The sequence below is a fragment of the Fibrella musci genome (assembly GCF_041321105.1).
Classification (GTDB): Bacteria; Bacteroidota; Bacteroidia; order Cytophagales; family Spirosomataceae; genus Fibrella; species Fibrella musci.
The window spans coordinates 593728-620101 of sequence record NZ_JBGGWD010000004.1 but is presented as its reverse complement, the minus strand read 5'-3'; the positions used below and the strand labels follow the sequence as shown (position 1 = coordinate 620101).

14 protein-coding genes are annotated in these 26374 nt (G+C 53.5%); 7 read left to right on the top strand and 7 right to left on the bottom strand.

Going from position 1 to position 26374, the window contains the following annotated elements:
- Position 1 precedes the first annotated feature (1 nt).
- A complete protein-coding gene (locus tag ACAW74_RS15765; protein WP_370699165.1) occupies positions 2–532 on the bottom strand; it encodes a hypothetical protein in 531 nt (176 codons plus the stop codon).
- Positions 533–1064: 532 nt separating this feature from the next.
- Between ACAW74_RS15765 and ACAW74_RS15760 the strand changes: the two genes are divergently transcribed.
- From ACAW74_RS15760 to ACAW74_RS15750, 3 genes are read left to right on the top strand one after another with little or no spacing between them, the layout of a single operon-like run.
- The gene (locus tag ACAW74_RS15760; RefSeq protein ID WP_370699164.1) at positions 1065–4226 is read left to right on the top strand and encodes a SusC/RagA family TonB-linked outer membrane protein; all 3162 of its coding nucleotides are present in this window, start codon (positions 1065–1067) and stop codon (positions 4224–4226) included.
- A gap of 13 nt (positions 4227–4239) precedes the next feature.
- Complete coding sequence (locus ACAW74_RS15755; RefSeq protein WP_370699163.1) at positions 4240–5712, top strand: SusD/RagB family nutrient-binding outer membrane lipoprotein; 1473 nt, start codon at positions 4240–4242, stop codon at positions 5710–5712.
- Positions 5713–5737: 25 nt separating this feature from the next.
- Positions 5738–6562: a BT_3044 domain-containing protein gene (locus ACAW74_RS15750; RefSeq protein ID WP_370699162.1), complete on the top strand. Its 825-nt coding sequence runs from the start codon at positions 5738–5740 to the stop codon at positions 6560–6562.
- Between the two features lie 505 nt (positions 6563–7067).
- Here the strand turns inward: ACAW74_RS15750 and ACAW74_RS15745 are convergent.
- From ACAW74_RS15745 to ACAW74_RS15725, 5 genes are all read right to left on the bottom strand, one after another.
- Complete coding sequence (locus ACAW74_RS15745; RefSeq protein WP_370699161.1) at positions 7068–8525, bottom strand: SusD/RagB family nutrient-binding outer membrane lipoprotein; 1458 nt, start codon at positions 8523–8525, stop codon at positions 7068–7070.
- A 94-nt stretch (positions 8526–8619) separates the two neighbouring features.
- Positions 8620–11868 (bottom strand): SusC/RagA family TonB-linked outer membrane protein, encoded by a 3249-nt coding sequence (locus ACAW74_RS15740; RefSeq protein WP_370699160.1) that lies wholly within the window; start codon positions 11866–11868, stop codon positions 8620–8622.
- A 255-nt stretch (positions 11869–12123) separates the two neighbouring features.
- Positions 12124–13608, bottom strand: coding sequence for a glycoside hydrolase family 130 protein (locus tag ACAW74_RS15735; RefSeq protein ID WP_370699159.1), 1485 nt, complete (start codon positions 13606–13608; stop codon positions 12124–12126).
- Between the two features lie 111 nt (positions 13609–13719).
- Positions 13720–16053, bottom strand: a complete 2334-nt coding sequence (locus ACAW74_RS15730; protein ID WP_370699158.1) for a glycosyltransferase family 4 protein — start codon at positions 16051–16053, stop codon at positions 13720–13722.
- A 246-nt stretch (positions 16054–16299) separates the two neighbouring features.
- The gene (locus ACAW74_RS15725) at positions 16300–17526 is read right to left on the bottom strand and encodes a M16 family metallopeptidase (protein WP_370699288.1); all 1227 of its coding nucleotides are present in this window, start codon (positions 17524–17526) and stop codon (positions 16300–16302) included.
- 167 nt (positions 17527–17693) lie between these two features.
- Between ACAW74_RS15725 and ACAW74_RS15720 the strand changes: the two genes are divergently transcribed.
- From ACAW74_RS15720 to ACAW74_RS15705, 4 genes are all read left to right on the top strand, one after another.
- On the top strand, positions 17694–18680 hold the full coding sequence (locus tag ACAW74_RS15720; protein WP_370699157.1) for a glycosyltransferase family 9 protein: 987 nt from the start codon (positions 17694–17696) through the stop codon (positions 18678–18680).
- Positions 18681–18690: 10 nt separating this feature from the next.
- Positions 18691–19425: a copper homeostasis protein CutC gene (locus ACAW74_RS15715; protein ID WP_370699156.1), complete on the top strand. Its 735-nt coding sequence runs from the start codon at positions 18691–18693 to the stop codon at positions 19423–19425.
- Positions 19426–19575: 150 nt separating this feature from the next.
- Positions 19576–20073, top strand: coding sequence for a PspC domain-containing protein (locus ACAW74_RS15710; RefSeq protein WP_370699155.1), 498 nt, complete (start codon positions 19576–19578; stop codon positions 20071–20073).
- A gap of 98 nt (positions 20074–20171) precedes the next feature.
- Entirely contained in the window at positions 20172–21242 is a 1071-nt protein-coding gene (locus ACAW74_RS15705; RefSeq protein ID WP_370699154.1) for a toast rack family protein, read from the top strand.
- A gap of 64 nt (positions 21243–21306) precedes the next feature.
- Here the strand turns inward: ACAW74_RS15705 and ACAW74_RS15700 are convergent, their stop codons facing one another.
- Positions 21307–26241 (bottom strand): fibronectin type III domain-containing protein, encoded by a 4935-nt coding sequence (locus ACAW74_RS15700; protein ID WP_370699153.1) that lies wholly within the window; start codon positions 26239–26241, stop codon positions 21307–21309.
- Between the last annotated feature and the right edge of the window lie 133 nt (positions 26242–26374).

The window sequence follows — 26374 nt, the reverse complement described above, 5'->3', positions numbered from 1 at the left end:
CCTAGTAAGTAGGCTCATGCGTGAGAGACGTACCTGTTTCAGCGATGTCTTCGTTTTCCTGCTCCGAGTTGGCGCCTGCTTCATCGGTTTCGTCGGCCGTCTCGTCGTCATCGTCCTGCTTTTTTGCTTCCTCTTGGGCGTTAGGAACACCTACTTCCGCATCAGAGGCGTAATCATCAGGCCCAGCGGTGGTCACACTGGCCGTTGATGTGTTGGTTTTACTGTCGCTGGCAGCCGCACTGGCAGCGCCTTCCTCCGTAACCTCCATGGTGCTGTTGTCTTGGTCACCAAGCCGCAACACGCCGTTCTTGCTGTCCATATCGGTACTCCCGATGCCTCGGTTGTTGCGGCCATCCTGTCCGCCCCGTACCTCTTCACTATCCAGACCATTCGCCGAGTCTTCCTGCACGGCCGTGTGCAGATTGTCGGCCGTACGGGCGTCGGGGTTTGTGTTGTCGCTACCTTTAGGGCCTTCCGTTTGACCGTTGATCTGCGTATCGTCGCGCGAAACGGTTTTCTCTTCAGATTCCATAACGTTGATTTTTGGTTATAAAACGTTACAGGCAGGCAAAAGGTTATCGGCTTTGCGTGAACGGTTTAGCCATTCCTTTCAATAAATTTTACTTGGACAGGTAACTACTGATTGACAAAAGAATGCATCTTTGTGGCGGATTCTTTGAGCGATTACCCTATGCACTAGTACATAGTGCGTTCTACTTAGCAACAACGCAGTGACATGCTGTAAACGGCACTGTTTTTGATATCGATATAAGACCTTAATAGTTGGATAAAGCGTAATTGAAAAGCGAGTCGATGTTATCGGCTCGCTTTTTTGTGTTATACGCCATTAAAATACGATTAATTACTTGCTTTTTATTTCATAATAGCTTGTTACAGAAATTAGAAGAAAGTCTCATACCGGTATAATATTCTGATATTAAGCCATTGGCCACTATTTTATTTTTGGATTCATTGTTTTGACAATTTTATGCAAAACATTGGCGAACTTTGTCCTCAACCGGTAGAGTTGCCGGAGTATTTTTTAACAAAAACCTCACAACAACATGATGAGATTATTACTAAAACTCTGTCTGTTCATGATGGTGTCTGCGTCGGCATTGGCGCAAAGCCGTACTATAACAGGCAAGGTGACTTCATCAGACGACGGATCACCAATTCCGGGTGTTAGCGTAGTGATTAAAGGCACTACCCGCGGCACCACCACCGATGCAAATGGCGGTTTTCAGATTTCTGCAAACGACAACGCTTCGGTTACTTTTTCTTACGTTGGTTACCAACCGCAAACGGTTGTAGTTGGCAACCGAAGTGTGCTGAACATCATATTGGGTGTTGATGCTTCTACGCTTAATGAAGTGGTAGTCACGGCATTGGGTGTAGCTCGGCAGCAAAAAGAGCTGGGTTCGGCAACCGACGTGGTCAAGTCTGACAAACTCGTGCAGGCGAAGGCCGTCAACATTTCGCAGGCGCTGTCGGGTAAAGTAGCAGGTTTGCAGATCAACACGATCAACAACGGGGTAAACCCCCAAAACCGGGTCGTCCTGCGGGGTAACCGGTCACTGCTGGGTAACAACCAGGCTTTGATCGTCATCGACGGTACGCAAGCACCTTCTGACGCCCTTAACTTTCTGAACCCCAACGACATCGAAAACGTATCGATTCTGAAAGGGGCTAACGCTGCGGCGCTGTACGGTTCAGAAGCGTCAAACGGTGCCTTAATCATTACGACGAAGAAAGGTTCTGCTGGTGCACCTAAAATCTCACTGCAAAACACCTCATGGGCAGAAAGCGTCAGCTTCATGCCTAAGCTTAACGAACGGTTCGGCGCAGGTACGGAAGCCTACAGCCGGGTCTATATTCCCTTCGAGAACCAGAGCTACGGACCAGAGTTTAACGGTCAGACCTACGATATCGGTCAGACGCTAGAAGATGGTACCATCCAGAAAGCCCTGTACAGCAACTCGCCTAATAGCAAACGCAACGCCTATGACGTAGGGGCTACTACTCAGACCGACCTGTCGTTGTCGTCGGGCGATGAGCGGGGTACGTTCTACATCTCGCTGCAAAACCTGAAAACGAAGGGTATTCTGCCCGGTGATTCATACAGCCGGACAGGTGGCCGCTTCAACGCCACTCGCCAGTATGGTAAGTTCCGGGGCGCGTTCAACATCGATTACCGCGTGGGTAATTTCGAAGGCACCACCAGCAACTTCTACAACAACGTGCTGAACACGCCTGCCAACATTACGTTGACAAATTACCGCAACTGGCAACCGCTGAAGCTGGCTGATGGGAGCCTCAACCCGGCTAACCCCAATAACTACTTCAACGACTACTTCCAGAACCCGTATTTCGAGAAGGACAACAACCGCCAGAATCGCCTTGATTACTACCTGACGGGCAACTTCCAACTCGATTATCAGGCTGCTCCCTGGATCAACTTTACGTACCGCGCTGGTATCAACAATCAGAGCTACGAAAGCAAGGCGTTTGGTGGTAAATACACGTTTAGCGCTTACGCCAAGCAGCACGTGTACCGGGCCAAAGACATCCCGGGTGGTGTGGGCGACTTTATGGGTTCATTCCGTCGGCTCAACCAGGATTTCTTCCTGAATGCGAAGAAAAACCTGGGACCGATCTCAGCCAACCTGATCGCCGGTGTCAACTTGCAGGAGCGTGAAGGTCGTTTGATTCAAACATCAGCCAGCGCCCTGGTTATTCCTGAGCTATACAACGTAAGTAACCGAGTTGGTGAACCGGGCGTATCTCAGCAAAACGCCAAGACGCGCCTGTTGGGTGCCTATGGTGACCTGACACTGGGCTTCAAAGACTACCTCTTCCTGCACGTGACGGGCCGTAACGACTGGAGTTCAGTATTAGCTCCACAGAGCCGCTCGTTCTTCTATCCGGGTGCTGATATCTCGTTTGTGGTTAGCGACGCTATCCCATCAATCAAGAATGGCAACTTCCTGAGCAGCGCCAAGATCCGGGCGTCGGCTACGAAAGTAGGGCAGATCAGCCTGGGCGGGCCGTTTGGTATTGGTGCCTATCAGTTGGAAACGATCTTCTCACCGGGCGGTGGCTTCCCATATGGTGGCCTGGCCGGTTACACGCTGGGCAACACGGCCAACAACCCCAATATTCAGCCTGAATTCGTAACCTCGTATGAGATTGGTGGTGAATTTTCGTTCCTGAACGACCGGGTTGGTCTTGACCTGTCGTACTACACACAGCGCAACACAAACCAAACGGTGCGGATCGACGTGTCGACGGCTACAGGCTATTCAGGGGCAACGATCAACACAGGCCGTCTGGACAACAGTGGTTTTGAAGTGGACTTGAAAACAACGCCTGTGCGGCTGTCGAATGGCTTCCGCTGGGATCTGAACGTCAACTACTCGCGCATCAACACGCAGGTAGTCGACATCGCCGAAGGTCTTGACGAAATCAACCTCAGCTCGTACTACGGTGTGGTAAACTCATCGCTCTACCAAATTTTCGCCGTGAAGGGTCAGCCTTTCCCGGTTATCAAAGTGGTTGGCTACGAGCGCGAGCGCGACAGCAAAGGTGCCCTGATTCCCGGTGGTCGCGTAGTGGTTGATCCGGCATCGGGCTACCCGCTCAAGGCTGGTGAGCTGATCAACATGGGTCAGACCAACCCGCCCGACCGTCTGGGTATCAACACCTCGTTTAAATTCAAAGGCTTCACGTTGGCAGGTACCGCCGAATATCGGGGTGGCAATGTGATTGGTCATGGTCTGGCCGAAACGATGTGGTTTACGGGCTCAGCCTACGCCACGACGGTGTATGGTCGCGAACGGTTTGTATTCCCCAACTCGGTAACGAAAAATGCCGATGGTACCTATACGCCCAACACGAGCATTGCTGTGCGGGATGGTGGTCTGGGTGCCTGGGATAGCAACCTGCGGAACTTCGGCGAGAACTTCGTAACGAGCGGTGCTTTCTGGAAACTGCGCGAGCTGTCGCTGACCTACGAGCTTCCGCAAACGCTTCTGCAACGGACCCGTTTCCTGAAAAACGCCTCAGTTGGCCTGGTTGGCCGTAACCTGGTTACGCTGCTGCCGAAAGACAACATCTACACAGACCCCGAATTCAACAACACGACGAGCAACGCCGTAGGGGTTAACGCGACTGGAATTACGCCGCCGACACGCACATATGGTTTCACGGTTCAGGTTGGCTTCTAACTCATTGACAATTATGCTACGAAAACTTAAATACATAGCCGCACTGACTGCCGTTCTGACGCTGAACAGCTGTGGCTCTGACTACCTAGACATCAACAAAAACCCCAATGACGCCGTAAGCTCTACTCCTGAGCTGGTGTTGTCGGCGGCGTTGAATGCAACAGCTGGTTTGTTGACGCATAACCAGGTTGGCCACTTCTGGGCCGGTCATTGGTCACCGTCGGGTTCAGTTTCGGGTTTTAACCCGGAGAAGACCTACGATTTGCCCTCGAACTTCAGCACGGGTATCTGGACGTCATCGTATGATAACCTGGCCGACTACGATTATATCGAGAAAGCAGCAACGACGAGTAAGCAGCCTGCCTTTATCGGTATTGCCAAGGTGATGAAAGCCTATGTCTTTCAACGTCTGGTTGATACATATGGTAACGTCCCCTACACGGAGGCCCTGAAAGGCACGTCGGTTCTGCGCCCGAAGTATGACGACGCGCAATCGATCTACGACGCGCTGGTGGCTGACCTCGACGTAGCCGTTACCAACCTGAAAACGCCGATCGCCTCAGATAACCCGTCGCCGGGTGGTGCTGACATCGTGTTTGCGGGAGATATGGCTAAGTGGCTTCGTTTTGCCAATACGCTGAAACTGCGTCTGCTGCTTCGCCAGACCAACATCGCGGCTAAAGAATCGGCTATCAAATCGGGCATTGCTAAGGCCGTTACCGATGGGGGCTTCCTTGGTGCCAATGAAAATGCGCTATCGACTCCCGGCTACCTGAAATCGACCGGTAAGCAAAACCCCTTCTGGGAGAACTACGGCTTCACGGTGTCGAACACGCTATCGGGTAACCACGATTTCTACACTAACGCCGATTTCTTCATCACGTACCTAGTGAACAACAACGACCCGCGTCTAACACGCTTCGCCGTATTGGCCAATGATGGCAAGTGGCGGGGTGTACCGTTTGGCGAAGGCAGCGACCCTTATCTGTACGCAAAAACGTCAGGCTTTGGGCCAGCTATCCTGAAGGGCTTTGATCAACCGCAGGTGCTGATGCAGTCGGCCGAAAGCTTCTTCCTGCAAGCCGAAGCGGCTTTCCGGGGCTACACGTCGGGCAACGCCCAGACCCTGTTTGAAAACGGTATTACCGAGTCGTTCAAATTCCTGGGTGTAACCGATGCAGCTAAAGCGGCGGCCACGTATTATGGTGACCCCGTCTCGGGCCACAACTATGCTGCGTCGACTAATAAACTGGAGGCGATCATCACTCAGAAATGGGTAGCCCTGGGTGCCTTTGGTGGCTTTGAAGCCTGGACAGAATACCGCCGCACCGGCTTCCCCAAAGTGCCGCTATCGACGCGCGCTGTGGGTACTAAACCCGTAGCACGGCTGCTCTATCCGCAGCAGGAACAAGGTACCAACTCAGCCAACGTATTGGCTCAGGGCACCATCAGCCAATTTGACACCAAGATTTTCTGGATGAAGTAATTCCTCATCAACCGTATCAATAATCATGAAAAAATACATTCTGACGGGCCTCTCCGCATTGAGTCTACTGGTAACGACCAGCAGTTGCTTGAAGGAAAAAGGATATACCGACATCATTAATGGCGTTGGCGGCCAGCCCATCGTGAGCATCTATGGCGGCGGTGGTGGCAGCAAAGTGTTGGGCGTCGATTTCTCATCGAGCGCAGTCCCCACGACGCTGTTCCAGGTGAATATGGCCTCACCCGAATTGCTGACGACCGATGTAACGGCCACTGTAAGCGTTGATCCCAGCTTACTTACGGGAACGGGCTACGAACTGCTGCCAGCTGATACGTACACGATTCCAAGTACGCAGCTGACCATTAAGGCCGGGCAGCGTGACGTGCCATTTGTTGTGAACCTGACTACGTCAAAGATCGACCTGAAAAAGTCGTATGCATTGCCGTTGAAGATTACCGCAGCAACGGGCGCTATAATCGCCTCGAACCTGAACACGGGTGTGTATGCCATCAAGGTAAACAATATCTACGCTGGTTCGTACCAGTCAACAGGGGTATTTGATCACCCTACGGCTGGCCCGCGTGATATTAAGCGGACCAAAACACTGTCGACGATTGATGCCAGCACGAGCGAAACGGAGTTTGCTGATTTGGGCTCCGCTGCTACCATGCAACTGCGCGTTAACGCTGACAACACGGTTACGCTGACGCCGGGTGGCACAGCCAGTGCGGCTACTGTTCAATTCGGGGTAAATAAGTATGATGCTGCGACCAAGACCTTCACGCTGAGCTACAAATATGCAGGTGCAGGTGGTGACCGGGTCATTACTGAAACGCTCAAGAAAAGCTAGTAGGGACGTACCTGAGTAAAGTAAACGCCCCCGGCCAACACTGGCCGGGGGCGTTTACTTTTGGTTCAATACCAATCTGAAATTTAAGGACTATGTACTGCGAGCAAACACGTTTTAGGTTTAGGTGTTGAAGCGTTCCAGCACATAACAGCGCTGCCACTTGGGCACGAGCAACGAGATTGAACCGCAAACCCATTTCAGATCTTAGGTACGTAGTCAAACTTAAATTCGGGTTGCTCGCTCAGTATGGCCCCGATCGTTTTGTCGATAAAGCAGCCGTAGCTGGCTGGGTACGTTACCAGTTGTTTACAACTATATAGTAAGTAAATCAGGCACGTTGATCTCGTCTGTACAGGTACGTCTAAACACTATCCACCGCCGTATTCTCAACAGGATAAATATGCAGGTTTAAACGCAGAACGCCCCGACCAGGAATAGTCGGGGCGTTTTTTGTACTAACTGTATTGCCATCAATACACTATGGCTTGATCTTTTGCCGGGAGGCTTATTGTTTATCCCACCAAACGCGCGTATACTGATCGTCTTTACCTTGACGAGCCGTTACGTCGGCGTAGTTTTTGGCATTGAGCGTCGTTTCCGTTACCGGGTAAGCCAAACGACGAGGGATACCCGTTCCACCATTCAACGTTGCCACGGTTGGTTTCAAAACAGGATAGCCCGTCCGGCGCCACGACGACCACGCCTCCATCCCCTGGAAGAAGAGCGAGATCCAGCGTTGCGTACCAATGCGCTCAATAGCAGCGGCGTCAGAATAGGCTACGTTGGGTTGAGCGATGTAAGCTGTGTAAGCGGCTTCAGTGTAAGCCGAGCCCATCCACTGTTGCATTGACGCTTTGACGGCGGCTTCGTACAACGCTTTAGCATTTCCAGTCGTCCAACCAAGTTTAGCCGCTTCAGCCTGTGCGAACAGTACCTCTGCATACGTCAGGATGTTCGTCGGTGCCGTGCGGGCACTGATGGTGCTTGCTGCCAATGAGAAGTCCTGTGCCTTGCCTTGTGCCGGGAAAACGCCGTAAGGAACTCCCCGATATTCGCCCAAATTGTTTGTTGCCGCCATATAAGGCAACCGCGGATCACTGACGCTCTTCAGGTAATCAACAAACGTGTTGCTTACCGCGTAATCTTTACGATTGGTCGTGATGTAGTTGTTGTAGAGCGGGTTTTCGTTGTTGGTTTCTGCCAGCCACTGATACTGAATGTTATCGGAGTTGGCCGTAAATACGCCAGCTGTCAATGCATCGTTAAATTCCTGCTTACCCTTAGTTGGGTCGGCTTTCGAAATGCGAAGCGCTGCGATCAACCGTAGCGAGTTGGCAAATTTCTTCCAGCGAGCCGTATTGCCATTCAGGATAACATCTCCCTGAACGGCTGCCCCCGTTGTAAACTGAGCCGAAGCCTCACGCCACTCTTTAAACAGGTCAGTGTAGATATCCTGTTGTTTGTCGAAGGCAGGCGAGAAATTAGCACTCCCCTGTAACGCCTGCGAGTACGGGATATCCCCGAAACGGTCGGTCAGTTGCTGGTAAATAAACGCTTTCAGAATCCGCGCAATGGCAATCTGATTGGTGTTCGATCCGTAGCTACCTGCAGCTCCTTTCGTAGCCTCCGTCGTGTTTTCAGTGATGATTTGTTGAAGGTTAACCAGCGGGCCGGCATAAATGCCATTATAGCTGAAGTTAATCGTCTTGTAGCGCGACTCTTCGATATATGTCACATCGCCGAAATGCTGTACATAAATAGCAGGCGTGATGTTAAAGCCACCGGGAGACGTTTGGGCTGTAAGCGCCCCTACAGTTCGCTCGACCCCCGTCAGCAAACTAGCCGTATTCGGTTGCAACGGGTTGTTAGGGTTGACGTTAAGGTCTCCGAAATCGTTGCAGGCGGCTGTGGCAAGCAGCAACCCTGTCAGGAGAATGGACGCTTGTGCGTTGATCCGTTTCATCGAAATTAATGGAAGATGTGTTTACTGTTTGTGAGACACTATGCCGTAAGTAGATAACGTACCCGTGGGCAATAACGTCTCACAAACGGCATTTTTAGAAGCCTAAACGAACATTGATACCGAACGAACGAACCGGTGGCAATTGACCGCCTTCGTACCAGAGCGTTTCCGACTCAGAGATGTCGATACCACCGCCAATCGCGCTGTAAATCAATAGCGGGTTGCGGGCGATCAGCGATACGTTCGCCGATTTCACGACATTACCCAGAAAGCGCTTGGGGATGCTATAGCCCAGGGCCACTTCCCGCAGTTTCACGTAGGTTTTGTCGTAAATCCAACGCTCGTTGAGCGCAAAGAGCCAGTTTTCGTAGAGGTTTTGCGAACTAACGCGATACGTGTTAGGCTGACCTTCCGGCGTAACACCATCAAGCAGAATCCCGCCCTTGGCATTGTAGTTTGGCGCATCCGTATCGTAAGGTTCGTCGCGGATGTTGCCACCGATCTCATTTGACCCTACGGTTTCAGCACCTAGCCCAGAATAAGCGTTAAACATCTTGGTCGTCGAGAAGAATTTACCGCCAACCACGAAGTCGGTGCTCACCCGCAACGATAAACCTTTGTACGTAAAGGTGTTGATAAATCCACCTTTAAATTTCGGCAGCACAGAGCCAAGGTTCACATTCTCCTCCTTGATATACAGGCCGGCACGACCAGCATCAATGTTCTCCTGCGTGGCCGGGTATACGAGATTGCGTCCCTGCGCGTCTTTCTGAATACCCTGACCATACAACGTACCCCACGCCTGACCGGCACGAGCATTGAGCGTCAGTGTACGCCATTGCGGGCCATCAAGTTGGTAGTTATCCAGGCCTTCGGCCAGACTTACCACCTGCGAGGTATTCCGGTCGGCGTTGATATCGAAGTCCCAGTTAAAGCCGTTGGGGCTACGGAACGGGCTAGCCGAAATGTGCAGTTCCAGACCGCGCGTCTGAATCAGACCAGCATTGGTAAATGCATTAAGATAGCCACTTGTGGGGGCCACTGGCAGTGCAATGATCTGATTGGTGTTGTTGTTCTGATAGGCTGTGAATTCCAGACCAATACGGTTTCCGAAGAAACGAAGATCAAACCCACCTTCATACGACGATGACAGACCCGCCTGTAGCGTACCGCTGGGCAGCGTCGTGGGCAGTGCGCTGGAAGGCGTATTGCCAAACGGTAGCCCTGTCTGATAGGCAAGCGATGTCTGGTAAGGCCCAACGTCGGTACCTACCTGTGCATAGCCAAACCGGAGTTTACCATACGAGACAATATTGCTGCGTGGCAGCAACTCCGTCACGATCAAACCCGCCGACACCGATGGATACAGGTACGAGTTGTTGGCTTGGGGCAACGTTGATGACCAGTCGTTACGCAACGACGCTTCGATGAAGGCAAACTCTTTGTAGCCAACGCTCACGTTACCGAACACGCTATTGACCTGCCGCTCGAACAGATAGTTGTTCAGCAGGGGTCGGTTAAGCGAAGCTGCCAGATTGTAAAAGTTTGGCGCAGACAAACCACCTACCGTTGAACCGAACATCCCCTGAGTCCGATTGAAACGGATGTTCCCCCCGGCGTTGGCGATGATTGAGAAATTAGTCAAGTTCTGGTTGTATGTCGCCAGTAACTCGTAGTTATTTTCAATCGTGTTGGCCGTAAGCTGCGAGTAACCGCCCAGACTGCCTTCGTTCAACGTACCAATGGCAATACGACCATCCTGCGTGTAGCTGCTCTGGTCACGGCGAATCGTACCGGCAAGCCGGAGAGCAGGCGTCAGCTGGTAAGCCAGACCTATGTCGCCAAATAAACGTGTGCCCCGGTTTTGGTTGGTATTGGCATACGCCTGAGTGTAGGGGCTATCCCAGTATTTCGGACGTGGATCTTCGGGGCCACCAATATTCCAGCTCCGGAACGTACCGTCGGGGTTTTGGTAATTGCGCAGGTCTTCAATGCGCAACTGACGCTGGAACCACTGGTTAAACGATCCGATCGTTTGGTTAAAGCCGTTCAGGATCGGGTTAGATACGCCAAATAGCGAGTTACTCACGCCCGTCCCCCCTGTCGAGCCGTAGCGGTCGGCTGGCTGGTTTTGCGTATTTGTAGCGGTATAGTTGATATTGAGCGTAGCCGTTAGCTTCTTAGCGAATGTCAGCGAGTTTTTAGCGCTGATATAATCGCGGGTCTGCGATGAGTTCGGCACGATACCATTGTTGATGATGTGCGTGTACGAAATACGGCTCTGGAAATTTTCAGAACCTTGCGAAAAGGCAATGTTCGTATTGTTGCTGATTGGCTTCTCAAAGAAGTCACGTACGTTGTTCGGCTGAGCTTCGTAAGGAGTCTCAACGCCAAACTGCGGACCGGGCTGCCATGAGAAGGCCGAGCGGTGCGGCTGTCCGTCGAGGCGGGGGCCCCAGCTTTCATCGGCCGAATAATCCAAAATGCGCTGACCGTTGAAACGAGCCCAATCGGCAGGGTGAATAGCTGGATTATACGTAAATGTGTCGAAAGCTTGTGAGTAACCACCACCATACTCGTTTTGGTACTTGGGCAGCAGAGCCACCATATCGAGCGTGGTGCTGTGGTTGACGTCCAGATGGGTTTCACCGGCTTTAGCCCGTTTCGTCGTAATAACGATAACACCTGCTGATGCCCGGTTACCATACAGGGCCGTTGCAGAAGGCCCTTTCAACACCGATAGCGTCTCTACGTCATCCATATTTACCTGGCTAATGTCGGTAGGCGTACCATCTACTACATAGAGCGGGTCATTACCCGTCAGGGAGTTGATACCCCGGATACGGATCGTTGGGTTACCAAACTTAGCCCCCGACTGACCTAGTACCTGCACACCGGCAATTTTACCCGCCAGCGCGTTACCTACGTTCTGATCACGAGCGATGTTCAGCTTAGCCTGTTGAATGTCCTGTACAGCGTAGTTCAACCCTTTACGATCACGGGCGATGTTAAGCGCCGTTACGACCACTTCGTTGAGTGTTGCCTGATCGGGTGCCAGCGCAATGTCGACAGTGGTACGGTTGCCTATTTGTACTTCCTGCGAGGCGAAACCGATATACGAAAAGACAACCACCGGATTGTTGGCAGGTACGTTCAGCGTGTAACGCCCTTCAGCATCAGTTGTCGTACCACGCGTAGTGCCACGCAGGGCTACGCTTACTCCCGGCAGGGCAGAGCCATCTTCACCGGAAGTAACCCGGCCCGTCAGGGCCCGATCCTGCGCCAGTAGCGGCATACTAATCAGGCACAGCAAGAGCGGCACCAGCATTAGAAGTTTTCTCATTGTGAATGAAGTAATTAGATTAAGTGAGCTATAAAAAATGGCAAAAACTTAACTCAAAGTTAAAAAATCGTTAGCAGGCTAACCAACTAAATTTTAACATTTTTTAGAATTTCATTCGGCATATAAGCTACTTTACCTACATTTTATTCTGTATATATAAGTAATTTAAGTAATTACTCAAAATAAAAAATGCCAACCCTATGTTAGGATTGGCATGACCATAAGCAGTACTACTTACGCTATAAGGTGACTTGTCTATTCGGCAGTAACCGGCTTTTCTACCAGTTCCTTACCTGTCAGTTCGGCTAGCAATTCATCGACATTAACGGTAGCAAAGCTGCTCGCGTAGTCCGACATGGCGTAGGGGATGATGAGTGTATTACCATGAATTTGCCCACCACAACTATAGACTACATTGGGTACATAGCCTTCCCGCTCGTTTTGATCGGGACTAAGCAGTGGTTCTTTGGTTCGGCCAATCACTTTCGAAGGGTCGTTAAGGTCGAGCAAAAACGCTCCAATAGCGTATTTCCGCATCGGTCCGACGCCGTGGCTAAGCACCAGCCAACCCGCTTCAGTCTCGATTGGCGAGCCACAGTTACCCAGCTGAACATACTCCCAGGGGAAGGTCGGTTTGGCCAGTATCTCTTTCGTTTGCCAGAAATACAGATCATCGGAATACATTAAGTAGATATTCTCGCCATCCTGTCGTGACAGGGTGGCATACCGCCCGTTGATCTTCCGCGGAAACAGCGCCATGCCCTTATTTTGAACCTCGGCCCCATTGAGGGTACTCACGGCAAAATGCGTGAAATCTTTTGTTTCAAGCAGTTGCGGGAACGTCACGCGGCCGTTATAAGCGGTGTAGGTTGCGTAATACGTCACTTCGCCGTCGTCGTCCCGAAACTCCACGAACCGAGCGTCTTCAATGCCATTGGTTTCGTTGGGCGAGTAAGGGAAAATACAGCGTTCATCGAGGCTCTGATCGTCGTCGAAGTGCATTTCGTAGTTCGACCGGGCCAGCGCCAGCAGCCCACTCGTAACGGCTTCATACTCGGCATTGTGCCGGAACTGACTCATCACCCGCTTGACCTGCGCCTCGATGTTGGGCAGCGTAAATTCGTCGGGTAAGCCAGCCAGGATGTTCTCCGAGATGCTGTTGATGAGCCGGAGTTCATACAGTTTGCGCACAAACTGCGCCTTATCAAACTGCTGACTCACGATCGCTTCGGGCGACGTCACGTAACGGGACGGCTTTTGCAGCACAATTTTCCCCTCGCCATCAACGTACCCAGTCCGGAACGAGATCGATGAAATGTGGCCTTCTCCCGTAGCACGCAGGCTCAGTATGAACCGCTTATAGCCGTCGGGGAGGTTGCTTTGGTCGGGATGCCAGATCATCGACGGGTTGAACAACGCCGCCGATTCAAGCGAATATTCCATTGTAAAATAAGCCCCCAGCAGCAGTTTTCGCTCGTCGGTGAGCGGCTCGTCGGTGAGCAACTGCTCCTTTACCTGATCGAAGCGCCTCAGGAAAAAGTTGTTCAGCCGGTAATGTCGGCTGCCGAATTCCCGAATTACTTCATCGAGTTTTTGCTGTACTTCGTCTTCGGTCAGCGAGTTGACACGGGCGATAATTTTCAGGACGCGGCTGCTATTACCCAGCTCAAATGGTCGGAACAACACGCGGGCCGGGTCGGGCCGAAGAACAATACCCGTACGGGTGGCTTTCACGCTCATAAAAAAAGTTCAAAGTCCAAAGTTCAACGATTAACGTTCAAATAGCCTGCTTGGTACATCCTTGAACGTTAACCGTTGAGCCTTGGACTTATTTTTCTATCAGTTACCTTGCTAAGATAGCGCAACCGGCGTTGTGCGGACAAAGCTTTTTTCGGGGGTTGGCTGTAACGTCAGCTGCAAATCGGTGAGCGCCAGCAGGTAAGACAGCGTCGATTCAGCACCCTGATTCTGATTGACCCGATCAATATGCAGGCCGTCGCGGCAGCCGCCCGTCGTGGAGTCGTACAAGGGCAGACCGAGGTCATTCTGGCCCATAAACCAGCGGAATACCCGCATCGCCCGTCGCTGCCACTCAAGGTTACCGGTGAGGCGCCAGGCCGTCAGCGAGGCACTAACCGAGCTTTGGGCTTCGAGCGGTTGTTGATCGAAATAGGCGCGCTGTTGCCCCTTCACGTAAAAACCGTTGGAACCAATAGGCTGGAAGTGCCCTCGTTGGGTACGTTGCGCACTGTCGCCCGATCCTGCGGCGGTTTGAATGTCCATCAGCCAATGCAGTGCCCGCAGCCCCGTATCGACGGCCTCGGGGTCGTCGGAGGTCAGCAGCGCATGGGGCAGTACGGCGTTGTCGTAGGCCAGGGTATTTTCAAACCAAACCCAGTCGGGCGTGGCGGTTTCGTTGAAGCAGAACAGCAGTTTCTCCACCAGCCGCTGCCGGATTGTCTTCGCCAGCCGGTCGTCGGAGAAGCGTTTAAGGTATTCGTGAATTCCCAACAGGGCAAACGCCCACGCCCGCGGCGAGCGCATCGTCACGGTGCTTGGCAGCACTTTTTCCATCAGGCTCATTGCCCACGTCAACGAATTGGAATCGTCGGCCCGACCGATACACGTACCCAGCGCCCAGATTGTACGCCCGGTGCTATCTTCCGAGCCCACATCTTCGAGCCAGCGACGGTCGTAGCTCATGAAGTTCCGAAACTGCTTATGCTCATCGGAATAAGCATAATTCAGGAACGCCATGTAGGTATCAGCCAGCTGTTCGACGCGCCGGTCATACTGCCCGGTCTCTTTCAGCAACATGCTCAGAATCAACGCCCGGGCATTATCGTCGGTGCAGTACCCCTCTTCGTAAAAAGGCAGGTGGTAACGCGCGTGCTGGATAATACCGGTGGAGTCGGTTAGGCGGAGCAGATGATCGAGTTTGATCGTCGGGAGTTGCAGGCCATTGCTACCCGTGTAGAGGCTACCCGGTGCAATGCCCACCATCCGCTCCTGACGAGCCTGCCCAAACGAATCGGCGTATTGGTTGATCACATTTTCCCAGATCATCTCGCGGCCCATCAGATACCCCCGTTTCCGCATGGCGTGACGGGTTGGCTCGTCGGTCAGCAAATCAATGATTTGATCAGCAATGGCGTCGGCGTCGCCAAACGGCACCAACCGGCCCCGGTTTTCGGCCAGTAGTTCCTCGGCATGCCAATATGGTGTCGAAACCACTGCTTTCCCCACGCCGAACGAATACGCCAACGTACCTGAGGTAATTTGGGCGGGGTTCAGGTAAGGCGTGATGTAAATATCAGCCGCGCCCAGAAATTCGAGCAAGTCGTCGAGTTCGACAAACTGATTGTAGAACTGCACATGATCGCGTACCCCATTGTCGTCGGCCAGTTTTTTCAGACTGTCGCGGTAAGCTTCGCCCTCATTCCGCACCAGATGCGGGTGGGTCGCTCCCAACACCATATAGACTACGTTCGGGAATTTCTCCACAATCCGCGGCAGCGCGTTGATCACGTTCTCGATGCCTTTGTTGGGCGATAACAGACCGAAGGTAAGCAGCACCTGTTTGCCTTCCAGCCCAAACCGGTCTTTGTAGAAGTGTGGATCGACAAACGGCATGTCGGGAATGCCGTGGGCGATTACGTCAATTTTCTCGTCGGGGATTTCGTAAATATCAGTCAGGAATTGCCGCCCTTTCTCCGACATGCAGACCACGCGGGCCGACAGATCGGCGATGGCCTTCAACGTCAGGAGCTGATCCTGATCGGGGGTTTTCAGAATGGTATGGAAGGTCGATACGATAGGCATTGACAAACCGCGCATCAGCGTCAGAATGTAATTACCCGCCGGCCCACCGTAAATGCCGTATTCGTGCTGCAAACAAACGACATCGACGTTCTTCGAATTTAAAAATTCAGCGGCTTTTTTGTATGATTCCAAGTCATGCTGGTAAAATTCATACCGCACTTCATCGGGATATTGATAGCCCTCGGGCGTATCGTTCACCGAAACCACCCAAGGCTTAGCTTCCGGCACAAACCGGGCGTAGGATTGATACAGATCAGCCGTGAAGGTAGCGATACCGCACTGACGAGGCAGGTAATCGCCAATAAAGGCGACGTTTTTGGGTTTGGCTTTCCAAAGGGAAGGAGTAGTCGGGTCGGTCATCATGGCAGCAGTTCAAGTAACATTGAGTGTATAGGCCGTTGTCTGTGAAGCAACGCTACGCGTATACAACTGCCGCTACGATCGTTCTGTTTGGATTATTTGTAGAAATGGACTCACCGCTTAAACAAGGTAGGGTTGATCATACGTACGGCCCCGAAACACACGGTCGAAGCCTATACGTTGATCAACCCTACGGGGGTGATGTTCATCACGGCAAAAAAGGAAATTCCCTGGCCCGCCAGCCTTCGATTACAAAGTGGCTTCCGGCTCGAACACCAAGGAACTGAACTGATCTTCGTTGAGCATAGCCACGGCTACGTCCTGTAACTGAGCAGCCGTAATGGCCTGAATGTCATGGAAAATGTCGGTCAGTGGCTCTACCCGGTCAATATCAAGCAGGCTTTTGGCCATCATCAGCATAAAGCTGTTGTTACCTTCTTCGGCCATGGCCAGCTGCCCCATCAGCTGCTCTTTCGTATTGTGCAACTGGCTGGTGGTCAACGGTTTTTCGCGCAAAGCTTTAAACTCACGGTGAATCAGCGTCATGCTGCGCTCAACCTGTTTGGGGTCAGTACCGAAGTAAATACCCAGATACCCCGTGTCCAGATACGGCGTGTAGCTGGCGTCGATGGAATACACCAGTCCATAGCGTTCGCGCAGGTTCATGTTGAGGCGTGAGTTCATGCCGGGACCGCCCAATAAATTCACGAGCATGAAAAACGGCAGCCGCTCGGGGTCGGTGAGGCTGTAGGCGGGGCGACCAATGGCCACCTGCGCCTGCGTAATTGGCCGCTTGACCCGGTCGTGCCGGGGTACGTAGATGGCCGGTGCAGTGCGCTGCCGAGCCGACGATTTGGCCGGAATTGGCGCCAAATACTTACTAACCATCTTGATTACCTTGGCAAACGGCATGTTGCTCACCGAACCAAACACAACGCGTTCGGTATCAAGGTTTTCATCGATAAAGGTCTGTAGCGCTTCTTTGGTAAACGACCGCACGGTATCAGCCGTTCCGAGGATATTATTACCTAAAGAGTGACCCGGAAAGACAAGCTCGTCAAAATCATCTTGAATAGCATCTTCGGGCGAGTCGTAATACATTGACATCTCTTCCAGAATCACCCCCCGTTCGCGTTCAATCTGCTTTTCGGGAAAGGTGGAGTAGAAAGCAATGTCGGCCAGCAGTTCGATGGCTTTTTCAGCGTGAATACCCAGTACCGAGGCATGAAAACAAACCTTCTCTTTAGTGGTGTAGGCGTTGAGTTCACCACCCACATTTTCGAGCCGGTTAATAATATGGTGCGCCTGCCGACGAGCCGTTCCCTTAAAAGCCATGTGCTCCCAAAAGTGGGCAAGGCCTTGTTGCAGAGGTTGTTCGTCGCGGCTTCCAATGTCGAGCATGAGGCCCACGTGGGCAATCTGCGTGTATGGAACCTGTTTATGGGCAATGCGGATGCCGTTGGGCAGCCGGTGCATCTGGTATTCTTCCAAACTAAATGAAGGTTTCAGTTTTCAGTTTGAAGTTTTCAGTTCTCAATTTGTTCACCAACCTTTGACTAAGTATGTACAACTGATGGGCGACCATCGAATAGCTGAAAGCTGAAAACGCTACACTAAAAACGTTAATCAAGTTAACCCCTTCCATGCCGGGTCGGTTCCTACTTATTCAAACCGCGTTTATTGGCGACGTCATCCTGGCGACGGCGTTGCTGGAGCGGTTACACGACCACTACCCAGACGCCCAACTCGACATGTTGGTGCGGCGGGGTAACGAGTCGTTGCTGGCCAATCACCCTTTTCTGAACAAGTTGCTCATCTGGGAGAAGAAAACCGGAAAATATAGCAGCCTCTGGCAACTGGGGCAGCAGATCCGGGATACCCAATACGACGTTGTCATCAACCTGCAACGCTTCGGCGCCACGGGCCTGCTCACGGCGCTGTCGGGGGCAAAAACAACCATTGGGTTCGACAAAAACCCCTTTTCGCGCTGGTTCACCCACCAGGTCCCCCATCAGTTTGGGACTGGGCTGCACGAGGTCGACCGCAACGCTCAATTGCTGACGCCGCTGGGTCATTTCGGGACGGAACGTACCCGCCCCAAGCTCTACCCTACCCCCGCCGACTACGCCGCCATCCGCTCGTATCAGACGCAACCCTACGTTTGCATTGCTCCTACGTCGGTGTGGTTTACCAAGCAGTTTCCGGCGCAGGGATGGATTGAGGCCATCCGGCTCATGCCCCCCGACCGGCGAGTCTATCTGCTCGGTGCACCGTCGGACGGGGCCGCCTGCGAAGCCATCCGAACCGCCGTAGCCGACGACCGGGTCGTCAACCTCTCAGGTACGTTGTCGTTGCTTCAGTCGGCAGCGCTCATGCAGGGGGCCCGCATGAACTACGTAAACGATTCGGCACCGCTGCATCTGTGCTCGGCCGTTAATGCCCCCACCACCGCCGTATTCTGCTCAACAGTGCCCGCCTTCGGGTTTGGCCCGCTGGCCGATCAGGCGCGGGTGGTCGAAACCCACGAGAAACTGGAGTGCCGCTCCTGCAACCTGCATGGCCGGAAAGCCTGCCCACTGGGCCACTTCCGGTGCGCCTACGGCATCAACATTCGCGAAGTCGTTTCCTGAACACAATTGTATGCTTATTGAAGTTTGTGCGTATTCGGTAGCCGATTGCCTCGCTGCTCAGCAGGCGGGCGCGAGCCGGATTGAACTCTGCGCCGGGCGCGCTGAAGGGGGCATCACACCCAGTATCGGGCTGATCCGGCAGGTACGGGCGGCGGTTACGTTACCCATCTACGTGATGATCCGTCCACGGGGCGGCGATTTTGTCTACACCGACGATGAACTGGCGGTCATGCTCGCCGACATCGACGCCGCCCGCGAGGCGGGTGCCGATGGCATTGTGCTGGGTACGTTGCTGCCCGATGGTCAGATCGATACCGAACGTTCCCGGCAGTTGATCGAGCGGGCGGCGGGGCTACCCATTACGTTTCACCGCGCTTTCGACCTGACTCGCGACCCACGCGAAGCCCTTGATACACTGATCGAATTGGGCGTGCAAACCATACTGACCTCAGGGCAGCAGGCCCGCGCTATCGCCGGCATCGATCTGTTACGGGCCCTGGCGGGTCGGGCGGCGGGGCGTATTGCCCTGATGGCGGGGTCGGGCGTAAATGCTACTAATGCCCGGCAACTGGCCGCTGCCGGTGTGGCAGCCCTGCACCTCAGCGGCAGCGTGTCGGCCGATAGTCCCATGCATTTCCGGCGCGATGGTGTACCAATGGCAACGGCGCTGTTAGGCGAATACGAGCGGGTTGCCAGCAGTGAAGCGGTCATACGGGCGGTTGTGGAGCAGGTTAGCCTCGGCTAACTACTCATTACCCGCTACTATGTATTACCAACTAACGATAAAAAAGCCCCTTTATCCGAATCCCTATCCGCTCTTACCAACTCCATTTGCCGTTCATCATAGCCAACGTAGGTTTGATCCAATCAAACGCCCCTGTAGGGCCGCTATGACATGGAAAAACGATTGGAACGCTACCTCGACGAAGCACAGATCGGGGGCGTTGCGGCTGGCTTAGCCCACTATTTTAACATCGACCGAACGCTGGTACGGGTGTTGTTCGTAGCCGGATTGTTTATTCCTCACTTTCCGGCCATCATTCCGTACGTTATCTTGTGGGTAGTTCTGCCCGAACGCCGCACGAGTTTCTCGCCCGAATCGCAATCAACTATCTTTTCTAATCCTGCTTTTTCTATGGCTTCTCCTGACCAACGCCGCAATGGCAGCCTTATTGGCGGTGCCGTTCTGATTGTGCTTGGCGTCATCGCCCTGCTCGAACGCTACACCGACATCAGTTTCCGCGACATCTGGCCACTGCTGTTGATCGGTTTGGGAGCCTGGCTCATTCTGCGTGATCGCCGGGGCGGTAACCCGTTCGACAATGATGATCGGCCGTCGTCACCCACGAACAGCGATCCCTACGACCCTAACCGGCCCATCAATCAGGTCTAAACAGTAGTCTGTTCGCTGTTTTCAGTTCACTGTCTTCCGTTCGCTTATGTCAGCCAGCGAAGAACAGTGAACTGAAAACGCAACCAACTCTCTTTCCTATGATTTCCCGACAAAAGCTTTTCTGGGGCCTCTTTTTCATCACGCTGGGCGTGTTGTTTCTGGCCCGCAACTGGGGGCTCTTCGCCATGCCCGACTGGCACTTTGTGCGGGGCTTATGGCCGGTGCTGCTCATCCTGGGCGGTATTGCCCTGATGCTGAACCATTACAGCGCGGGTCGGGGTAGTTCGGCGGCTTCGATGGTTGCGACCACCGCCCTGGCTGTCGCCATCCCGTTCTGGCTGTTCAGCTTCTCTACCCGCGACCGGCACTGGCGCGACCGTGACGATTACTCGTTCCGTATCGATCCGCCCGACCCACCGGATGCACCCGACGCCCCGGATGCGCCTGACGCACCCGATTTCGATGACGACGACGATGATGATGACAACGACCGGGATGACAATCGCCGCAAAACGATAGGTACGTTCGCTGAAGACATGCCAACCCCGGCCCCCACCGAAGCCCGGTTTGTGCTGGAAGGTGGTGCCGCTGCCTTCAAAATGACCGACGGCACCTCACGCCTCATCGATGCCCGCAGCGAAGCCATTACGCCTTACTCAATGAGCATCGACCGCAACGCCAATGGCAGCGCCCCCACCATCCGGTTACAGCCGGTAAAGAACGGCCGGGGCGATGGCGTCAACATTGACCTGTCGGGCGACCATGATGTTGATTTCGGCGAAGTAGCCGTTAAACTGAACGAAGCCCCCGTTTGGGACATGGAAATGGACTTTGGCGCCGGTGCGGCCGAGTTCGATCTACGCCGCTATGCCGTGCGGAAACTGAAAATTGAAGCTGGTGCGGCAGGCCTCGAACTCCGGCTGGGTGACAAGGCGGCGCAAAGCGACGTCACAATTTCGTCGGGGATGGCTGCGGTGAAGATTCGGGTGCCGAAGAACGTAGGCGTTAAAATCACCACCGATGGTGGGCTGAACGCCACCGACATTGATAATGATTTTGAGCGTGTGGGCAACAACACGTACCTGAGCCCGGGTTACAACGCCTCGACCAAGAAAATCAGCATCCGCTACGACGGCGGTATGAGCCACTTCGAAGTCGATCGCGAGTAATCACATAGCTTGCTAAACCAGGAGGGGCCACTGAAGATCATTCAGTGGCCCTTTCCGTTTTTTATTATCTCGGCCACAGTTTTGCTCCGGCTCCGTAGCGAAGCTGTCCATCCGCTCCGAAGATAACTCGTTGCACGGGCGCTGCTTGGCCGGGGGGCATCTGCACCACATGCCGAATCGTGACGGCATCGGTGGCCAGCGGCACGCGCCCACATGACCAGGTAGCCGGGTCATCCCAACTACCGGGCAACACCGTCACCATTTGTGAGCAGGGCCCCGCCACGCCGGTCGTTCGAAAGGTAACGGGCCGATCCGATAAACTAGAGGTTCCGCCGCTGCCACAATCGTACACAACTTGCCATTCGTAGGTCGTTTGCGGTGTGAGCCCAGTCAAGGTGTAACTATAAGCCGATTGGTTCTTCAAAATGCCTTGGCTGACCGTTATCCAGCTTGTCGATCCCGATGGCCGGTATCGTAGCGTGCGGACATAGCTGGTTGAGTAAACGTCATACCGCCAATTTAGCCGGGCGCTATTGTCGGTCAGTTCACTAGCATACAGATCACTAGGCGCCGGACAGTTCGTCGTGGCATAGCGCGATGGCGACCAATCGGACCATACACCGGGAGCACACAGTTTTCGTAACTGCATCTCATACTGTGTATTAGCCGCCAGCCCTACCAGATAGACTGGTGCTGAAGGGGCAGCTTTCACGGCCCAGGCTGTCGATCCGACTGGCCGATAACGTACCTCGTGGTCTGGTGAGGTACTTCCGAAATAAAAGCGAATTGAATCAGCCACCGCCTGAACACCATAAATCTCTGTAAACGGCTGACGACACCGCGCTCGGAAAAATGAAGTAGACCCAAACCCACTCGCCGACGAGCATGTACTCCGCACCTGCCACTCATACACGGCGTCGAGCGTTAATCCTTCCAGTTGGTAGAACGTATTATTGAGTGAAACAGTCGTCCAAGCCCCACCCGCCTGCCGCCAGCGCAGTTCCGACGGGCCACAGGTGGTCTGCCAGTTGAGATACCCCTTCGTACCATCAACCGATGCACTCAGGTTGCTTATGGTCGGCGGTGGGCAAAGGGACACCGTATTCGAATAGTAAACAGTATACGAATCACCGCCAGGACAAACGGTGCCGACTTCAGCTTCCACATACATACCACTGGTAAGCGTCCCCAGGTAAAATGAAGTCGATGAGGTAAACCAATATCCAGTCCAAGCACCACCATTATAGCGTAACCGAACCGCATAGCTAACGCTGCCTGCACAGCCATGCTGCCAGCTTAACGTATAGTTGCAATCGTTGCTCCGAATCAGCGTCAAGCCCGTTGGCGAACTACACTGTGGATAAAACGAAGGTCCCCCGCTATATACCGTGCTGGACTGCGGTGAACAGGCGGGCCGAACCTGCCACTCGTAGCTGCTATACGCGCTGGTCAGGCTTGTCAGCATGGCGGTGGTACCATTAACCAAGTTAGTATTCCAGGTCGGGGCGCCACTCTGCCGCCACTGTACCTCATATGTACTGCCTGCGGGGCCTGCCCAACCGACTTTTGCCTGATTGCCCATGTTGCAAAGCAACGTCAGGCTGGTTGGTTGGCCACAGGATGTGGTAAAACGCTGCACGGGGCCAAACTCGGTTGGTTGACCAGTTGGACAAAGCACCCGAACCTGCCATTCGTATCCAGTATTTTCAGCCAGCTCCGTCAGCGAGTAAGATGATGACATTAGCTGCGACGCTACGTTCCAGGCCGGTGCACCCGCGCGCCGCCAGCGCAGTTCCGTTACGAAACCGGCCGAATAGGTCAGCGTAGCCGAGGTATTCTCTACCTGGCTTCGATGCTGAGTAATCAAGCCGTTAGGGCATGAGGGGATCACAAACGGCGGTCCCCCTACAAAGGCCGATTTCGTCCCATCGACGCATTCACTCTGCACCTGCCACTCATACGTACCCGGCAAAAACTGCGTAACAAGCAGCGTCCCTATTAGCCCCGCCCGGACGTTCCAGTCGGGCGCGGGCTGCCCCGTCTCTGCCAGTCGCCGCCACCGAACTGTATACGTGATACCCGGCGTCAGGCTCCAAGAAAACGTCCGGCCCGGCTCAGTAAAATAATAGGTGCTGGTCGATGATAAGGCCGTGGGGGTTGAACACACCGCCCCAAACGATCGGGAATCGGAGTAGGCCGACTGCGTGGTACCGCACTGCGCCAGCACACGCGTTTCATAGACCGTGCCGCTCGTTAAGCCCGCAAATGTGTAACTGGATTGGGCAAGGTCCGTCACGGTTGTCCAGGCTGAGGTACCCGCTTGTCGCCATTGCAGCGTATAAGGCGAATTGATAACCTGATTGCCGCTGGTCCAAACCGCCGTTGCGCCATATGAATTGAGGTCATTAATGGTCAAATTGTTCGGCCTGTTGCAACTTGTCGAAAACGACTGAATCGGCGAATAGTCGGAGGTTAAGCCGTTGACGCAGTCGGCCTGAATTCGCCACTCGTAAACACCAGGCGCACCACTCCAATTGTATTGGCTGCTTGAAGCACCCACCCCAACGGTTGTCCAGTTGCTACTACCCTGTGGTCGGTATTGGAGGTTGTACCCGGCAACGTTTGGGTTATAGTCCCAAATCAGTTGAGCCAGTGTCTCGTTGACGTAGCTTCTGAGATTCGCCGGGACGTAGCAATTGGTGGTAAACGTCTGGATGGGTGAAAAATCACCTAAGTACGTGCCCTCGCAGATGGGAGCGACCTGCCATTCGTAGTTGGTGTAGGCTAAAAGGCCGGTTAACGTGTAGTAGCTGTTGGTAATGGTCAGCACATTCCAGTTGGCCGTCCCTACCGGCCTGTAGCGCAGTTGGTAGCTCGGTGCGTACGTCTGGAAGCCGAAACTCAGGGTTGCTTTGACAGCCGTAACATATTGTGTCTGGATCGAATATAGGCGGCTCTGACAACTAGTCGTAAACGACGTACCGGCAGTGTAGGCACTGGTCACGCCAGCTGCACAAACCCGCGCGACCTCCCAGTCATAGGCCGTATTCAGGGTTAAGCCCGTCAATGAAAGCCTGACCGAATAGTTGGTGGTGGTGACCGCCTCTGTAGCCCAGCTTCCTCCCGTCGGCCGGTAACGTACCTGATAGGTAGTTGGCACATTATATTGGTAATCAGACTGATACCAAGACAAATCTACCGAAGTGATTCGATTGGCAATCGAAAGGCCCTGTGCCTTTTGTGAACAATTGGTTGTAAACGTGTTGGGAGCCGAGTAAGAGAAAGATGTCGCACTGGCACTGCAAACCGGAGCGACCTGCCATTCATACGCCGTATTCCCAGCCAACCCCGTTAGACTTATTGAATAACTGGTTGTCAGCGGTAACACAGTATATGTGTTGCTGCCTGCGAGCCTGTACCGGACGCTGTATTGGCCCGCCTGGGGATAGTATTCATTCCAGCTTAGAGTAGCTGATGTATAATCGACGTTGTAGGCATTGGTAGATGTGATTAGGTTTGTCTGGCAGGCGAGCGTCGTAAACGTCTGGATAGAACTGGGGGTCGCGGCACTCAGCGAGGTCGTACAGTAGGTAACGACTCGCCATTCATAGGTGGTCCCCTCCTGTAGCCCACTCAGAGAGACCGAACTGTTTCCTGTATATGTACCTGGCCCTACCTGACTCCACGACGACGTACCTGCTACCCGATACTGCGTGGCGTAATACACGTCATTATCGCCCGACCAGCTTAGTGAAGCGCCTGTCCAGCCTACCGAACCAACGTATAAGTTCCGTACCGTATTCACGCAGGCACTGGTTGTGGCACTCACTGGCGGGTTGGTAAATGGCGAACTGGTACTGTTCGGGCAGGTTGTTTGCAGTTGCAGGTCGTAGCCCGTCTGAGGTGACAAGCTATACACCGTGCCGTAAGCCTGCGTGGAGGTAGCCGGATATTGCTGCGACGAATAAATGGGGGTAGGTTCACTCCAGGGACTATTGGCGGGCGACTGCAACCGATAACGTACCTGCGTGCTCGTCCCCGCGCCGCCATAGGGCGGATACGGGCTTTCCCAACCCAGCGTAATCTGTTTAGCCGCTGTTGCCTTGATTGAGACCGACGTGGGGGGGCTACAAACGGTTGTAAATGACTGGATCGCCGATTGTGCCACCGTATTACCACATTCCCACTGCAGTTGCCAGTCGTAGCCGGTGTTGGGCGTAAGGTTATACAGTGTGTAGGATCCATATAAATTCTGAACCGTAGTCCAGTTGCCTCCCTGTTGCCGCCACAACAGCGTAGCGACTTGGTAGGTACCCCTCTTCCAACTGAGTTGGCTTTGAGTGGGTGTGGCATAACTAGTCAGATCCGTTGGTTCACACTTGGGCGTCGTAAATGTCAGCACATTGGAATACGGCGAGCAACGTTGTCCTATCCGACACTCGTAGGTGGTCGCTGGCGATAATCCCGTAAACGTATAGGTGTTCGAGTAATACACTTCACTGGCGGGTAACGTAGCGGCCATCGTCCAGCTAGTGGTTCCGCTTAGCCTGATCTCGACAATCACGGAGTTAGCCGATGAAGTCGACGACCAGCTTATCCTCACTCCCGTAGATAACAGGTCGTATGTACCGAACAGATAAGGTTGATAACACGAATAGATTGTTGTGAACGAAGCTGGCCCACCCAGCCAGGCCGTAGCGCCCGCCGGAAGCAATTGCCATTCATACGATTGCCCGGCATCGAGGTCGGTAAGCAAAAAGCTATTGGCCTTGATCTCCGAAGTTGTCACCCACAGGTTGTCCCCCTGTTTGCGCCAGCGCACATCGAATGAGGTGGCGGCAGCACCCGTCCAGTTCAGCCTGACCGAATTTGCCGCGATGTTCGACGTCGATAGGGTGTACTGGTCAGCGCTGGTCAGTATCGGGTCGGCCAGAACATGATTTGGTAAGTGAAGGATAGCGAAAAAAGCTAAGCAAAGCAGCGCCGTAAATCGTGACATGAACGGTTGAAAGAAAGTTACAGGTAAGTATATAATTACAGCAATTTGTGATCCAACCTGATAGCCAACAAGTCGATACGGACATGGACTCGCGCTATATCGGTCTCTGCCCTAAAAGGTGATTCGTTTCTTC

Excerpts from the sequence above, each read along its gene's own strand:
- ACAW74_RS15760 (WP_370699164.1), top strand. The coding sequence starts at position 1,065 with ATGATGAGATTATTACTAAAACTCTGTCTGTTCATGATGGTGTCTGCG.
- ACAW74_RS15720 (WP_370699157.1), top strand. The coding sequence starts at position 17,694 with ATGCCGGGTCGGTTCCTACTTATTCAAACCGCGTTTATTGGCGACGTC.
- ACAW74_RS15715 (WP_370699156.1), top strand. The coding sequence starts at position 18,691 with ATGCTTATTGAAGTTTGTGCGTATTCGGTAGCCGATTGCCTCGCTGCT.
- ACAW74_RS15750 (WP_370699162.1), top strand. The coding sequence starts at position 5,738 with ATGAAAAAATACATTCTGACGGGCCTCTCCGCATTGAGTCTACTGGTA.
- ACAW74_RS15730 (WP_370699158.1), bottom strand. The coding sequence starts at position 16,053 with ATGATGACCGACCCGACTACTCCTTCCCTTTGGAAAGCCAAACCCAAA.
- ACAW74_RS15765 (WP_370699165.1), bottom strand. The coding sequence starts at position 532 with ATGGAATCTGAAGAGAAAACCGTTTCGCGCGACGATACGCAGATCAAC.
- ACAW74_RS15705 (WP_370699154.1), top strand. The coding sequence starts at position 20,172 with ATGATTTCCCGACAAAAGCTTTTCTGGGGCCTCTTTTTCATCACGCTG.
- ACAW74_RS15735 (WP_370699159.1), bottom strand. The coding sequence starts at position 13,608 with ATGAGCGTGAAAGCCACCCGTACGGGTATTGTTCTTCGGCCCGACCCG.
- ACAW74_RS15710 (WP_370699155.1), top strand. The coding sequence starts at position 19,576 with ATGGAAAAACGATTGGAACGCTACCTCGACGAAGCACAGATCGGGGGC.
- ACAW74_RS15755 (WP_370699163.1), top strand. The coding sequence starts at position 4,240 with ATGCTACGAAAACTTAAATACATAGCCGCACTGACTGCCGTTCTGACG.
- ACAW74_RS15740 (WP_370699160.1), bottom strand. The coding sequence starts at position 11,868 with ATGAGAAAACTTCTAATGCTGGTGCCGCTCTTGCTGTGCCTGATTAGT.
- ACAW74_RS15725 (WP_370699288.1), bottom strand. The coding sequence starts at position 17,526 with ATGCACCGGCTGCCCAACGGCATCCGCATTGCCCATAAACAGGTTCCA.
- ACAW74_RS15700 (WP_370699153.1), bottom strand. The coding sequence starts at position 26,241 with ATGTCACGATTTACGGCGCTGCTTTGCTTAGCTTTTTTCGCTATCCTT.
- ACAW74_RS15745 (WP_370699161.1), bottom strand. The coding sequence starts at position 8,525 with ATGAAACGGATCAACGCACAAGCGTCCATTCTCCTGACAGGGTTGCTG.